This window comes from Arthrobacter sp. fls2-241-R2A-200, assembly GCF_030209745.1.
In the GTDB taxonomy this organism is placed as follows: Bacteria; Actinomycetota; Actinomycetes; order Actinomycetales; family Micrococcaceae; genus Arthrobacter.
In genome coordinates this window covers 179,451-193,505 of sequence record NZ_JARVRJ010000001.1, presented here as the reverse complement: position 1 = coordinate 193,505, position 14,055 = coordinate 179,451, and the positions used below count along the sequence as shown (strand labels likewise).

Below are 14,055 nucleotides of genomic sequence, written 5' to 3'. Positions count from 1 at the left end.
TCCACGAGAATTACCCGCTGGCATCATTCCGTTTGTTCTGCCTCCGCAGATACCAGCCGTAAAAGCCGCAGGCCAGCAGAATTGCTCCTCCAACGCCTCGCCACCAAACAAACGGCTGCCAGGTTGCGAAGATGATGGCCATCGCGAAGAACATTACAACCTGCAACCGAGGTGGAACCTTTTTCAACTGCTATTCCTTACGTTTCGCCAAGTTCAGCCGACACGCCGGCTAGCCTGCCCCGCGTGGTGCCGTCTAGGGGCAGAAGTGGCTCGCCTAGGTGGTGAAACCAAGGAATCTAGGTGGCGAAAGCACCACAAATGAGTGGCGACCAACCCCATGTAGGTGCCAGCGACCCACCCCAAACTTGTCATTTCGGATTTTTCCGACATATCATCAACGCATGCCTTCCGACGTCTTCGGCGCCCTCGCGAACCCTTCGCGGCGCACCATCCTCGACAGCCTCCTCCAAGGGCCGCTGAGCGCTGGGGACCTCACGGGACGCCTCGAGCTCAGCCGCTCCTCCGCCTCGGAACACCTGACGGTCCTGAAAGAGGCGGGCCTGATCCGCGAGGAGCGGAAGGGGCGGCACAGGATCTACCACCTCCAGCCCGCTGGTCTGCAAGAGGTAAGCGGCTGGCTCAAGCACTACGAGCAGTACTGGAACCGGCGCCTCGACGCCCTAGCCGATCTACTAGACACCGACCCACAGAACAAGGAAAACCCCCATGACTGAAAACGCCATCCGCCTCGAACGCACTTTCCCGCACCCCAAAGAGTCAGTATGGGCGGCCCTGACGACGCCGGAACTCCTCGCCCGCTGGTGGACCCCCGGAGACATCGCACCCGTCGTCGGGCACCGCTTCACCCTGGACATGGGAGGCTGGGGCGTCCAGCAATGCGAGGTCCTCGCCGTCGAGCTGGGCACGTCCATCAGCTTCGTCTTCGCCGAAGGCGTCCTGGACACCACCATCACGTGGACGCTTGAAACGGTCGACGGCGGCACCACCCTTCACTTCGAACACGCCGGCTTCCGCTTGGATACCCCCATGGGACAGCAGGCCCTCCATGGCATGGGCAACGGCTGGCCTGGCCTCATCGCCCGTATCGACCAGGTCCTGGTCAACGTCGGCTAACTCGTCGACACCGCGGTGCTCGTCGACACCGCTGTTCTCGTGGACACCCGGGTTCCCCCACCACCTAGGTGACCACTTTCGGCGTCGTGATTTCCGTTTGTTCCACCTAAATTTGGCCGAAACCGCCACCTAGACGAGTCATTTCACCACCTAAGCCCTGTTGCGCGCGGCAGCATGGGTGTCGGCACACCGCCTGGGCCGCCGATGTTTGTGGCAGCGCCTTGTTGGGCAGAGCTCTTGGGGTGTTTCGACAAGTGAACATTGTCTGGGCAGCTCGGAGCGGCCCTAATGAGGGGGATCCAAATGAACAAGAAATCCAGCATTCGCGGCGCCGCGTCCGCTACAGCGACGTTGCTCTTGGCGGCTTCGGGTATCGCATTGACCAGCGCGCCCGCACACGCCGCCTACGACTGCCAATACGCACTGTGCCTGTGGCAGGACACGAATTACAACGGCTTCAAGGTGAGCTACAGCGGCTCTGTGAATTACGTCGGGTCTGCCATGAACGATCAGGCCAGTTCCGTGGACAGCCGGTCGTCCAGGGTCTCCACCCTCTACGCGGACGCGAACTGGGCCGGCACGTGGCTGCAGCTGGCACCAGGCGAGGACGTCGGGTACCTCACCGACTATGGCGTGCCCGGCCACTGGCCCTACACCTACTCGGACATCATCTCGAGCTTGTCCATCTAGCTCAGAGAACATGCAGCGCCGCCACCTTCTCGCCGTAGCCGCCCTCGTGGCAACCTTGCTCACGGGGTGCGGCCTCGGTTCGGCCCAGCCCGATGCCACCATCAAGCCAACCAAAGCCAGCGCCCTCTTGCGGTCGGACATCGAATCCATCGAGTACCCGCTCGACAAATACTCAGTCTCCACGCAGGAGTTGAACCTGATCGAGCGGGCCGGAAGCATCAGGATCCAACAGTGCATGTCCCAGAACGGGCAGCCGATCGATCTTATGGCGACTTTCAAGGACAGGACCTCAGCAGCTGAGCGACCTTACGGAATCTGGCTGATGGCAAGTGCCGAGCAATTCGGGTACGGCCGCGCTGAAGAGAACCTTGGCGTCCCGGAGCTCGAAACGAAAACACCCGAATTCAACCACCAGTGGGACTCCTGCCTGAGCAAAGCCTTTCCCTCAACAAGCTACGGAGCTGACCGCAACGCACTCTCCGTCCAACTCGCCGGGAAAGCGAAGGTCGCCGCGGGGAAGGATCCTCAGACCAAGGGGCTCATTGAGCAGTGGAAATCGTGCGTACAGGCTCACGGTGGAACGTTCGACGGGAGCGATCCCTGGAGTCCGGTTGAAGCACACGGTGACAAGGAAACAGCCATCAGGGTGGCGGTCGCGGACGTGCAATGCAAAATGGACTTGAACTTCGTCCAACAGATGGCTGACATCGAGGCCTCCTACCAAGAGACGCTGATCAAGGAAAACGAAGCGGGTTTGTTGGCCGAGCGGCAGAAAGTTGACCAAACGCTCAGCGAAGCCACCCAAACCGTCACTGCGTTCGACGGCGGTTAGGCAGCTTTGTCGACGCACTCCACAGATGCTCCGAGTCATGAAACCGCCGAACTCCCCCTGCGAGCGCGGCGCATCCTGCATCCGCTGAGAATTTGGGCCTTCCTTCTTACTGGTTTGGTGCTCCTGGGGGCGGCCTTTTGGGCGGGAACACTGGTCAAAGCTCCCAATGACGCGGCACTGGACAACGCGCAAAAGTCCGTTCCCGTCACATTCCCGCTGTCGATGAAAGTCGTCGACAGGCAACTGGTGCTCAAAGGAACCGTAGTTCGCGGACAGATCACAGCTATCAGCCCACCGGTTATTCCCGGCGCCGCCAGGCAGGTGGTCACCAAGCCCGGACCAGCGCCAGGAACGGAGGTCGCACCGGGGTCCTTCCTTGGCTCGGTTGGCGGACGACCTGTTTTCCTCCTCCCGGACGACGTCCCCTTCTACCGGGACCTCGACGTCGGCGATTCCGGAGATGACGTGGTCCAACTCCAGAAAGCTTTGCAGGGTATGGGTTTTAGCGCCGTCACGGCGACGGGCAAGTTTGACGCCGCGTCCCGCGACGCCGTCAAACGGATCTACAGCGGGGACGGCCTCACCGCTCCTGACAAGCCGATATTTCGCGCGCAGGAGTTTGCCCAGATCCCCGGAAATCGGGGCGTTGTGGCCAGTTCAGCCGGTCTTGCAACCTTGGTCACCGGCACAGTTCCGCTGTTAGTTATACAAACGACGCCGGATGTGGTGACGGCGCGTGCCACCGTGGTTGACGCCGATAGCCTCACGGCAGGGGGCAAAGTCCGGCTGTCAGTGGGCGATCAGTCGATAGTGAGCACCGTTTTGTCTGTCGGAGCTTTCACGGACAAGGCCGGAGCGTCGGGGGAAGGACCCGGAAAGGACGTCACTGTCTCCGTTCCACCCGAGGGATCGGCCTGGTTGGTACCCGACAAATTGGTCAACGTGCAGGGCACCACAGACCCCCAGCCGAGGCTTGCAGTTCCGTTGATTGCGATCCAACACGATGGCGCGGGATCCTTCATCGACGTCGAACAGCCGGCATCGAGCACCGGCACGCGCCCGTCATCAAGCTCCAGCACCCCCTCGCAAGCACCAACCTTCCAACGGGTAGACATCACAGTCACCACGCAGTCCTCCGGTTGGGCGGCTGTTGAATCGAGTATCCCGCTGTCGGTTGGGCAGCAGGTCCGCGTACCGTGACAACGGTCGAGGCCGCCGTCGTCATGAGGGCAGAGCGCTTGCAGCGCGTCTTCGGTGGCGCCGTTCCCACCGTGGCCCTGAAGGAGGCCAGCTTCACGGTGCGTGCCGGCGAGTTCATCGCCATTGTGGGCCCCTCCGGCTCAGGCAAAAGCACTCTTCTCAACGTCTTGGGGCTCTTGGACAAAGCCACGAGCGGCGCTTTCGAGATAGCCGGCCGGTCAGTTGGAACCTTGACCGAACGTGAAAGGAACGAGTTACGGTCAGCGACCATCGGATTCGTTTTCCAGAACTCCTACGTGCTGCCGCATGAGCCTGCCGGAATGAACGCCGCCCTCGGACTACGGATCCAGGGCGTTCCGTTGGCACAGCGGTCTTCCAGAGTCGATGCTGTGTTGAGGCAGTTTGGCCTTTCCGGCCGGGCGCAGGTCCAAGCGAGCCTTCTCTCTGGTGGTGAACGTCAGAGGCTGGCTATTGCCCGGGCCATGGCACCCGGGCCCCGGATTTTGCTCGCCGACGAGCCCACCGGCAACCTGGATTCAATAAACACGTCGCTCGTCATCAATGACCTCCGCCAGATGGCCGCCCGCGGGGTCGCCGTCGTTGTCATCACCCATGACGACAAGGTCGCTGCTGCCGCCGACCGTCGTCTTACGCTGGCGGACGGGATACTCCGCGAAGAAGCCTCGCCGACGCCGGCAGCCGACTTACCGCCGCAAACCGACCCAGGCGTAAGGCCGGGTAAGCACGGGTCGGGCTTTTTGCGGACAGTTGAATCGATGGCTGATGGCCTCAATTCACTCTCTTCCCGACCGCTGCGGACTGCGTTGCTGTTGATGGCTTTTCTTCTGGGCGTGGGTGGGCTGGTGGCGGCGACCGGCCTCACCCAAACCACATCCAGCCAGGTAGCAGAACGCCTCGATCTCGCGGCGCTGGATGAGTTGAGGTTCACGGACAACCGGCTTCCGACCGGCAGAGTGCCTACCGATGCCGAGCAGGAAGCGACGTACAAGGCCGTGGGTGCACTGGCCGGCGTCGAGCGTGTTGGGCTGACCTCCATCATTGCGCCGGCCGATGCCCCCATAACCCGCGCATTTCCTTCCACGGCGTACTTCAACGGGCCCATCGAGCTTGCGGACGCGAACCGGCTGGCGATTCTCCACGGCGACATGACCCCTCACACGGCACTGAACAGTTTGGCGGCGTTCCCGGAGATGCCAGCCGCTGTGATCGGGGCGAAGGCAGCCGCAACGATTGGCATCCAGCGGGCTGCTCCGGGCGTGGTTATCTGGGTAGCAGGGAACCCTGTACCCGTCGTCGCCGTCGTCGAGAACAGCCCGCGGGACGCCTCCGCAGAGGACAAGATCTTCCTGAACCCACCGGCCGCGTCTGGTATCAAGAACCTGCAGCCCACCTATGTGGCAAGGACGAAGCCTGGCTTTCCAGCGCCCCTGAGTGAAGCCATTCCGCTTGCCCTGAGTCCGGACAACCCCGGTGCCGTCAACGTTCAGACTGTCGCGGACCTGAGGAACCTCAAGACAGGCATCGGGACTGAGCTCGGGGTGATGGTTGGCCTCGTGTCAGGTGTTCTCCTCATCCTGGCCTCGCTGACGGCGGCCACCGCCATGTACTTGTCAGTTCAGGCGAGATCCGGTGAGGTTGCGCTGAGACGAGCGCTCGGTGCCAGCAGATGGTCCATTGCACGAATGTTTCTTTTCGAAGGAATCATCATCGGCTCGGCAGGCGGCCTTGCGGGCAGCGTCCTTGGCACCAGCGCGGTGGTAGCCATAGCGGCTGCCAACGGATGGACCCCGGTGATCACCCCCACCATGCCGGCCCTCGGAATTGCGGTGGGGGTGCTGACTGGAGCGATCTCAGCCGTGTACCCGGCAATCGTCGCGGCCCGTGCTGATCCTGCGATGATCCTCAGGACCTAGCCCGCGTGCCCGGGTACCGCCCGCAAGGCCCGTCCCGGTAGTTTGGAGTGAGGACCGCTGACCCTCGGTAGGCACCACGCCGCGCCTCACGAAAGCAGGATCACATGACCGTCTCTCCCCTTGCTTGGGGCGTCACCATCGTCGTCATCGTGGCGTTGCTCGCGTTCGACTACTTCTTCCACGTCCGGAAGGCACACGTTCCCACCCTGAAGGAAGCGACCCTCTGGTCCTACATCTACGTAGGCATCGCCGTGCTGTTCGGCATCGGGGTCCTGGTTTTCGGCGGGGCGCAGATGGGCTCGGAGTATTTCGCCGGGTACATCACCGAGAAGGCCCTCTCGGTGGACAACCTGTTCGTCTTCCTCATCATCATGTCCAGCTTCCGGGTCCCTCGCGAAGACCAGCAGAAAGTCCTGCTGGTCGGCATCGTCTTCTCGCTGCTCGCCCGGACCGGTTTCATTTTCCTCGGCGCCGCGCTGATCAACTCGTTCGCTTGGGTGTTCTACCTCTTCGGACTGATCCTGCTCATCACCGCCGGCAACCTCCTCAAGCCCGATGACCATGAAGACAACCAGGCGGATAACTTCATCATCCGGGTGGCGAGGAAGTTCTTCCACACCACAGATAAGTACGACGGCGACAAACTCTTCACCACCCTCAACGGCAAGCGTGCGCTCACCCCCATGCTGCTGGTGATGGTGGCAATCGGCGGCACGGACATCCTGTTCGCGCTCGACTCCATCCCCGCCATCTTCGGTCTCACGCAGAACGTGTTCGTCGTGTTCACTGCCACGGCCTTCTCCTTGATGGGCCTGCGCCAGCTCTTCTTCCTGATCGACGGCTTGCTGGACCGGCTCATCTACCTCTCCTACGGCCTGGCTGCCATCCTCGCGTTCATCGGCGTCAAGCTCGTGCTGCACGCCCTGCACGAGAACAACCTGCCGTTCATCAACGACGGCGACCCGGTTCACGTCGTCGAGATCACCACCGGCCTCTCGCTGGCAGTGATCATCGGCGCGCTGGTGATCACGGTGATCCTCTCGCTGCTCAGCCCCGCGGGGAAGGCCCAGACCGCCATCAACAACGCGCGTCGCCACGCCGTCGACTACCTCGATCTCGACTACACCGCCGACGCCAACGAGCGCGAGCGCATTTACCGCGCGCTCACCGCGGAGGAAGCGCAGATCGTGCAGATGCCGCTCAAGTACCGGAACAAAGCCAAGGACGTGGAAAAGATCCGCGAGCAGGTGGCCGAGGCACACCGGCAGCATGAGGCATTCCTGAACCGCTAACCTTCAGCACGCCAGGCGGGTGGCATCCGTGACGCACGAGGTGACCGCCGCCGTCGTGCCCCTTATTCGGTGACCGCTTCGGCGGCTGCTTTGAGGTCGGCGGCGAACTGTTCAAAGCTGGCGTCGAAGGATGGGATCTTGTTGGCGAATAGGGGGAAGACGGGGCCGGCGATGCGCTCAGTCATGTCGAACATGGTCTGCCCGCCATTGGTTTCGGTGAGGGTGTAGACGCGGGCGCCGAGTGCGTCGCCCCACACAAGCCGATGCGGAGGCTCGAACTCCTTGATCTTGAGCTTGAACGTGCGGCTGGGATCAAGTGTGGACACCAGCTGGATGCTGGAGCCGGAGTGATCTCGCCCTTCAGGGACACGACCGTGGAGTTCCACTGCGGATACTCCGATGCCGTGGTAAGTAGGCGCCATACCGTCGTGGGGGCAGCATCGATGGTGGTGGCCATCTGGGTACTCCGGCTGAACGTCTTGCTGACAGTGGTGGCGGTTCCCTCGGGACTGGTTGTCATCGAAATTCTGCTTTCTCGGAAGGTCACGGCGCTCCACCGTCTCCTTCAGATGCTACATTTCGCTAGCCAAGAAGCACGCTGATCTGGCCGCGTATTTCGTCGCCAACTTCGGCGTCCGTGAGGGCCAGGTTGGCGGCCGATGTCATGCTGATGAACATCACCGCGGACATGATGGCGGCGAGCTTCGCGGGATCGCGTTCCGCCAATTTCGGGTCCCGCTTCAGGACATCGACGACGGCGGCTTCCGTCTGTTGGGTCAGGGCGATCGCTTCTGCGTGGTGCGGCTCAGCCGGATCACCGAAGACAATTTCCTTCAGGTACGTCCGGCCGTTCTCGATCTGCACCCGGTTGCATTCAATGATGGGTCGGATGATGGCCATCACGGCGTCGATCGGGGTCTTCTCCTTGGCCGCAGCTGCAATGCCGGCGTCGAGGGCTTCGGCGTATTTGGCGTTATGTACCAAGAGAAGCAGCTCGGCCTTTGTTTTTGCGTACAGGAACAAGGTGCCGGACGCGACGTCGGCCTTTTCCGCCACCTGCTGGGTGGTCACCTCGTCCACGCCGTGCTGGGTGAAGAGTTCCCGGGCAGCGGCTGTTATCCGCTGGAGCTTTTCCTGCTTGTTCCGTTCACGTCGGCCAAGGGTCTGGGGCGCTGGCTGCATCTAGCTACCGTATCAGCGGCCCGCAACCAGCGGGCGGCTACTCAGTGCCCGCTACTCGGCGGCTCAGGAATTCAAGCGCGACGGGAACGAACCTCTCGTGGAACTGGAAGATCCCTCCGTGCCCGGAATCCGGGTAGATGACCAACTCGCTGCCCGGGATCTGGTGGTGCATGGTGTTGGAAAGCATAGAGGGGACCATGCGGTCGTTGTCACCGTTGGCGATCAAGGTTGGCTGCGTGATGGCGGCGAGATTTTTCGGCTGCGAGCGCCCCCAGTTCCTGATGGCCGTGAGCTGCGTCTGGAGGGCCTTGATGGTGACCGGCGCTTCCCGGTAGTCGGTACGCTCCTTGAGCCGCTCGATGAACGCCTTCGCGGCCGGTTTGCCGGTGGCATTGCGGTTGAAGAAAAGGAACTCCTTGGGATCCTGCCTGGTCAACGCGCCACGGAGGATGTCGTAATACGTGGTGGCAACCACCTTGCTGATGCCCTTCCCACCGGCAGGGCCTGTACCGGCGAGGATCAGCTTCCGGACCAGCGTGGGATGCTTCAGTACCAACGCTTGGGCGATCATCGCCCCCATGGAGAACCCGAAGATATCCACCTTCTCGTAACCAAGTGCGTTGATGAAGGCCACGGCATCGTCGGCCATGCTTTCAATGGACTTCGGGACGGTTCCCGTGGACGAGCCCACTCCCCTGTTGCTGAAGGTGATGACGTGGTGCTTCCGGGCGATGGGGTCGATGACGCGCGTGTCCCAGTTGTCCATGTTCCCAGCCAAGTGGACCAGGAATATCACGGGCACCCCGCCCTTCGGTCCCAACTCGCGGTAGGCGTAGGTGACGCCCCCGGAGGTGATGGTGTTGGTGGGTGCGTCCTTGTATGCAGTGTTCATAATGTTCTTCCTGAGGTTCGGTGTCAGTTGTGGGTGACGACGGTTTTGCCGCGGACGCCACCCTTTTCCAGGGCGGTGAGCAATTCTGGCGTCTCATCGAATGACGCCACGCGGCCTACAACGGGCTTGATGTGGCCGGCGTCGAGTAGCGCGGCAATCTGGCGCAGCTGGCCGCCGTCTGCACGCATGAAAAGGAACTCGTACGTAACCCCCAGGGCGCGCGCTTTGCGCCGAATGCCGGAACTCAGCACCGACATCACTCCGCGCAGTACAGGGTTCGCGCCCAGCTCACGGGCAAATCCGGCGTCCGGCGGCCCCGAGATACCGATCGCTTTCCCGCCCGGCTTCAGCACCTTCAGGGAACGTTCCAGGTTCTCGCCACCGAGGCTGTCGAGCACAAGATCGAAGTCGCGCAGGCTCTCGCTGAAGTCCTCCGCGCGGTAATCAATCACGACGTCGGCACCCAGGTCACGTACGAAGTCCCCGTTTGCGGCGCTGACCGTGGTGGCTACCGTGGCCCCGAGAGACTTGGCCAACTGGATCGCAATAGATCCCACTCCCCCAGCGCCGGCGTGGATGAGCACCTTGGATCCCGGACCCACGTGGCCCCGTTCCACCAATGCCTGCCAGGCCGTCAAAGCAACCAGCGGAAGGGCACCTGCTTCTTCCATGCTGATGGATGCGGGCTTGATTGCCAGATCCGCCTCCGCCACCGCGATCCGCTCAGCGAAGGTCCCGATCCTGCCCTTATCAGGCCGGGCGAACACCTCGTCACCGGGCTGGAACAGTGTCACCTTGGAACCGACGCTGAGCACCACACCGGCCAGGTCGTTGCCCAAGATCAGCGGCATCCGGTACGGGAGGATTTGCTTGAACTCCCCCAACCGGATCTTCTCGTCCAACAGGTTCAGTCCCGCAGCGTGGACCTGCACAAGCACGTCATGATCACCCACGGCGGGCTCGGGGACGTCCACCTCCCGCAACGGTTCCTTGTACTTGGTGATAGCGAACGCTCTCATGGGCTCTCCTGGATTGAAATAACTGAGTTGACTCAATTATGAGTCCACTCAGTTATTTCGTCAAGGACGCCACTGCTCGCCCATGCGTTGTGGGGCCCGCTCTACACGCCCAAACCCCACAATTCCCTGCAGACCAGGCCCCGCAACGCAGGATCAGCCCACTAAACAGCGGGCTTCCGCCACATCAGGGCCAGCACCAGCACCAGCGCGCTCAGTCCTAGCATCACCAACACCATCAATCCCCAATTCGCCTGGTTGACCCCGGGGCCGTAGAAAACGCCGATCAGTACGGTCGCCGTGATCGCGCCGAGGTAGCGGCATGTCTGGAAGATCCCAGCGGCCACTCCCCTTTCCTCGGGCCGCGCTGAAACGTACAAGCCTTGGTTCGAGGCCGTGCTCACCATGCCGTATGGGACCCCCATCAGCGCGGTCAACAGGAACACCACGGGCACCCAGAGCGAGACCGTCAAAATACCCAGAGCTCCAGAGGCAACCGCAAGCACCACCACTCCGGCGATCAATACGGGACGTACGCCGTGCTTCTCGATCTTCCGCACGGTCACCGGGGTCACCACCACCGATAACGCAGCAAGGGGAAGCATGAGCAGGCCGACCACGCCGGCGTCGTAATGGCCTGCTTCCTGAAGCAACTGCGGAAGGCCGAAGAAAGCAAAGTAGTAAACGCCGCTAAACACCACGAACAGCAAGTAGACCAACAGGAGCGGGCGGTTTCCCCCGAGCAAGCGCAGGTCCAGGAATGGCGGCTTGAAGCGAAGCTCACGCCCGGCGAAGAGCGCAGCGATCACAACGGCTGCGCCCAACAGGTACCAGCGATAGCCCGGCGCAACGTTGAGCAGGGCCATCATCGCAAGCATCAAGGACGCGATGAACGCGAGTATGCCAGGGACGTCCGAGTCGCGCACCAACTGCCCGATCCTGCCGCTCTCACGGCCCGAGTCGGCGGGCGCGGTCTGGCGCACCGCAAACAGAGCGATCAGCGCCAGCGGCACGTTGATCGCGAACAGGGCCTGCCATCCCACTAGGCTCACCAAAAGGCCACCCACCACCGGCCCGACAGCCGCGGCGGACGTGGTCGCCATCTGAATCCGGCCCAGCGGACGGGTAGGCGGCAAGCTGGCCAGGCGGCTCAGTTCGGTGACCATCACGACGGCGGATGGGTACGCCGTCGCGGTCCCCACCGCCATGAGGGCGCGGGCAACGCAGACCAGTGCGAAGTTGGGCAGGAACGGCGCGATCGCACACGTCACGGCCACCAGTGCCATGCCGAAGATGAACAGTCGGCGGGGGCCGAATCTGTCCGCGAGCCGGCCCATAAGTGGCTGGCCCGCAGCCGAGGCGAGGTAGAACGAGGTGATCACCCAGGTGACCGTGGCGACGTCGAGCGAGAAATGCTCCCGCAGGACAACCAAAGCCACCGCGATCATGGACGAGTTGAGGGGGTTCAGTGCCGTCCCCAGGCTCAGCGCCGCGATTGCGAGGCCGGGGCGGGATTTGTTGTTCGTCACGTTCTCAGTCTGGTACATGGTTGCCTCGGGCTAAGAAACAGGGGCTAGCAAGATTTTGCTGGATCGTCGCTCAAGGCACTGCACCGCCGCCGCGTCATCCCGCGGACGCTGGGCATGCGTGAATCGATGATCCAGCAAAAATCCACAGCGGATATCCAATATGTCGGATACGTGATTATGGGCCCGAAAAAGGAGGCCCTACTCCTCGAAGTGGGTGCTGACTTTGCCCGAGGAGACTGCCGCGATGATCGAATGGGCCAGGTGGCGCAGTTTGATGTTGCGGTTGCTGGATGCCGTCCGCAAGATGGTGAAGGCCTCGTCCTGGCTGCAGTGGTTTTGGGCCATGATCGCGCCGATAGCCAAGTCAATTACCGTGCGGGACTGCATTGCCGCCGCCAGGTCATTGCGCGCGTCGCTGAGCTGCGCGATTTTCAGGGCAAGCCGGAGCGATTTGGCGGCATGGGAGGCAAAGACTTCGGCGCGTTCCACGTCGCTCTGGTCAAAAGCATTGGGTCGCTCGGAGTAGAGATTAAGCGCGGCGCGGGTCTCTTCCTCCACAAGGAGAGGCACGCTGAGGATCGAGCGTAGCCCTTGCTCTGCGGCTGCCTGGACGTAGTCGGGCCAGCGAAGTTCATTCTGGAGATCAGGAACCAGGACGGCGGACAGCTTGTCCATAGCCGTGAGGCAGGGGCCTTCGAAGGTGCTTTGCAGCTCGTCCATCACGCGGGCGCGCTCGTCACTGCTGGCCGCGGTGGCCGATTTCTTGCGGCGCAACACTGTGATGCCGCAGAAGACCGGAGCCGAAGGTTCGGACAGGCTCTCTGCGGAGAAAGCGGCGAGGTCGCTGAGGAAAGCCTCGACATCTTCACTGCCCAAGACGAGGTCCAGGAAGTATCCGTTCTGGATTGCTTCCTGCTCGGGACGGGGGTTAACCATTTGACACGTTCCTACTGACTGAAATGCGTCCCCAGCAGACACCAAAGGAGCGAATATTGCCGCCCTCTGCAAAACGGTCTGGCAATACCTTATCGCCCAACGATCAACGGTACAAAGTTCAGCCCACTGCTTGACGCGCACGGAGTTGAACTCCCGGGTCACCGCCTGGTGCTGCGGGGTGTCACATCCGGCAACAACTAAGTAGGCTTATGAATGTGAAGCGGATCCGACCGCCGGACCGTTTGGCGAAAGGAGTCACCTGATGGGCTTAGAAGACAGCATCCGGAACGCTGCAGAAAATGCGATGAAGATCTGGCCGGAACGTCCAAACCCGTGAACGACGCCGAGGTGCCCGATCCCGGCGAGAAAGACGACGACATCCAGGTCCACTCCTCCATTAGCGAGGGTTCCAACGCCATGGACGAGGACCTCTCACCCAAGGACACTCCCCACACGGAGCACCACAAACCCCAAGGCCAAGCAGAAGCCAACGACGGCGGAACCCACCAGGATGAGTCGACCGACGACGACGTCCCGGTCGCCTCGGGCGACGTAGCCTCGGGCGACGTGGCCGGTCCGGCTGGCCTGCCAAGTGGTGATCCCGACAATCTGCGGGCCGATCCCTCGGAAGGCGGCGGAGACCCGTCCACGAGCATGGGCCGAGGCTAAGCACCAAGGCGCCAAGCACAGGCTCAGCGCGCTCACGAGGAATCAGGCCAACATCCCCGCAATCTTGCCTTCCAGCGCCGCCACAGTGGCCTCCGGCAGGACGATAAGGCCGTCAATCTCCTTGCGGGCGCGCTTATAGGCAGTTTGCCGCTCGGCCGGTGTTGCCGCTGAATCCTCGGCAATGCGCAGGAGTTTCCGGGCCGTGGCCAGACGTTGCCGCTCTGGCCCGGTGAACTTCCCGTCCTTGATGCGCCTGGCCTCGCGCTCGGCAACATCGAAGGCCACTTCAAATCCGTGGACTGCGGCCCGGTACTCGGCCAGCCTTGCCGGCGTCGTGATTTCTTCCGCGGCGGCCGGCCGCAACCCGTCTGCCTCTTTTTTGGCGCGAAGGAAGGCGACGGTGAGGGGTTCCCGGACGTCCGTCATCAGCGGGAAGTCGATGAGGTTTCCGACGTCGAGCTCGTAATCCAGCCACTTGCGGTTCACGGCATCGTGCGCCGCCATCAGGGCAACGACCTCGGCTTGGTTGGCTTCCTCATGCACAGCGAGCTGGTTTTTGAGCTTGTACAACTCCACTTTGCGGCGGTGCCGCTCTTCGGTAGCCCGTGACCATGACCGCGCCCACCCGCCGGCCATGCCGCCGATAGGAAAGACCAGCCACCAAAAACGCCCAAGGAAGTCGAAGAAGTCATGCACAAGTTCATCCTCCCACCGGCGCGGACAGGTGCTCAACAGGGCTGACCGGAGTG

The 14,055-nt window shown here is 62.3% G+C and carries 15 protein-coding genes; 8 read left to right on the top strand and 7 right to left on the bottom strand.

Annotation, left to right across the window (positions count from 1 at the left end; genetic code table 11):
• Window positions 1-401 precede the first annotated feature (401 nt).
• From QRN42_RS00910 to QRN42_RS00880, 7 genes are all read left to right on the top strand, one after another.
• The gene (locus QRN42_RS00910) at window positions 402-734 is read left to right on the top strand and encodes an ArsR/SmtB family transcription factor (protein WP_284974266.1); all 333 of its coding nucleotides are present in this window, start codon (window positions 402-404) and stop codon (window positions 732-734) included.
• Window positions 727-1,134 carry an SRPBCC family protein gene (locus QRN42_RS00905; protein ID WP_284977593.1) on the top strand — a complete coding sequence of 136 codons (408 nt, stop codon included), beginning with the start codon at window positions 727-729 and terminating at the stop codon, window positions 1,132-1,134. The genes QRN42_RS00910 and QRN42_RS00905 overlap by 8 nt, the downstream gene beginning before the upstream one ends.
• A 303-nt stretch (window positions 1,135-1,437) precedes the next feature.
• Window positions 1,438-1,824 carry a peptidase inhibitor family I36 protein gene (locus QRN42_RS00900; RefSeq protein WP_284977592.1) on the top strand — a complete coding sequence of 129 codons (387 nt, stop codon included), beginning with the start codon at window positions 1,438-1,440 and terminating at the stop codon, window positions 1,822-1,824.
• A gap of 10 nt (window positions 1,825-1,834) precedes the next feature.
• The gene (locus QRN42_RS00895; protein ID WP_284977591.1) at window positions 1,835-2,656 is read left to right on the top strand and encodes a hypothetical protein; all 822 of its coding nucleotides are present in this window, start codon (window positions 1,835-1,837) and stop codon (window positions 2,654-2,656) included.
• A 6-nt stretch (window positions 2,657-2,662) separates the two neighbouring features.
• Window positions 2,663-3,856: a peptidoglycan-binding domain-containing protein gene (locus QRN42_RS00890; RefSeq protein WP_284977590.1), complete on the top strand. Its 1,194-nt coding sequence runs from the start codon at window positions 2,663-2,665 to the stop codon at window positions 3,854-3,856.
• Window positions 3,853-5,790, top strand: coding sequence for an ABC transporter ATP-binding protein/permease (locus tag QRN42_RS00885; RefSeq protein WP_284977589.1), 1,938 nt, complete (start codon window positions 3,853-3,855; stop codon window positions 5,788-5,790). The genes QRN42_RS00890 and QRN42_RS00885 overlap by 4 nt, the downstream gene beginning before the upstream one ends.
• 104 nt (window positions 5,791-5,894) lie before the next feature.
• On the top strand, window positions 5,895-7,082 hold the full coding sequence (locus QRN42_RS00880) for a TerC/Alx family metal homeostasis membrane protein (RefSeq protein ID WP_284977588.1): 1,188 nt from the start codon (window positions 5,895-5,897) through the stop codon (window positions 7,080-7,082).
• 62 nt (window positions 7,083-7,144) lie between these two features.
• Here QRN42_RS00880 and QRN42_RS00875 read toward each other — a convergent pair whose 3' ends face one another.
• From QRN42_RS00875 to QRN42_RS00850, 6 genes are all read right to left on the bottom strand, one after another.
• Window positions 7,145-7,408 (bottom strand): SRPBCC family protein, encoded by a 264-nt coding sequence (locus tag QRN42_RS00875; RefSeq protein ID WP_284977587.1) that lies wholly within the window; start codon window positions 7,406-7,408, stop codon window positions 7,145-7,147.
• A 256-nt stretch (window positions 7,409-7,664) separates the two neighbouring features.
• The gene (locus QRN42_RS00870; RefSeq protein ID WP_284977586.1) at window positions 7,665-8,264 is read right to left on the bottom strand and encodes a TetR/AcrR family transcriptional regulator; all 600 of its coding nucleotides are present in this window, start codon (window positions 8,262-8,264) and stop codon (window positions 7,665-7,667) included.
• A gap of 37 nt (window positions 8,265-8,301) precedes the next feature.
• Window positions 8,302-9,156, bottom strand: a complete 855-nt coding sequence (locus tag QRN42_RS00865; protein ID WP_284977585.1) for an alpha/beta fold hydrolase — start codon at window positions 9,154-9,156, stop codon at window positions 8,302-8,304.
• A gap of 23 nt (window positions 9,157-9,179) precedes the next feature.
• Entirely contained in the window at window positions 9,180-10,175 is a 996-nt protein-coding gene (locus QRN42_RS00860) for an NADP-dependent oxidoreductase (RefSeq protein ID WP_284977584.1), read from the bottom strand.
• Window positions 10,176-10,336: 161 nt separating this feature from the next.
• A complete protein-coding gene (locus QRN42_RS00855; RefSeq protein WP_284977583.1) occupies window positions 10,337-11,701 on the bottom strand; it encodes an MFS transporter in 1,365 nt (454 codons plus the stop codon).
• Window positions 11,702-11,899: 198 nt separating this feature from the next.
• Window positions 11,900-12,637 carry a GAF and ANTAR domain-containing protein gene (locus tag QRN42_RS00850; protein ID WP_284977582.1) on the bottom strand — a complete coding sequence of 246 codons (738 nt, stop codon included), beginning with the start codon at window positions 12,635-12,637 and terminating at the stop codon, window positions 11,900-11,902.
• 333 nt (window positions 12,638-12,970) lie between these two features.
• Here QRN42_RS00850 and QRN42_RS00845 point away from each other — a divergent pair, with 333 nt between their 5' ends.
• Window positions 12,971-13,306, top strand: coding sequence for a hypothetical protein (locus tag QRN42_RS00845; protein ID WP_284977581.1), 336 nt, complete (start codon window positions 12,971-12,973; stop codon window positions 13,304-13,306).
• Between the two features lie 42 nt (window positions 13,307-13,348).
• On the opposite strand, the gene QRN42_RS00840 is transcribed toward QRN42_RS00845, so the two are convergent.
• Window positions 13,349-14,002 (bottom strand): hypothetical protein, encoded by a 654-nt coding sequence (locus QRN42_RS00840; protein WP_284977580.1) that lies wholly within the window; start codon window positions 14,000-14,002, stop codon window positions 13,349-13,351.
• Window positions 14,003-14,055: the final 53 nt, after the last annotated feature.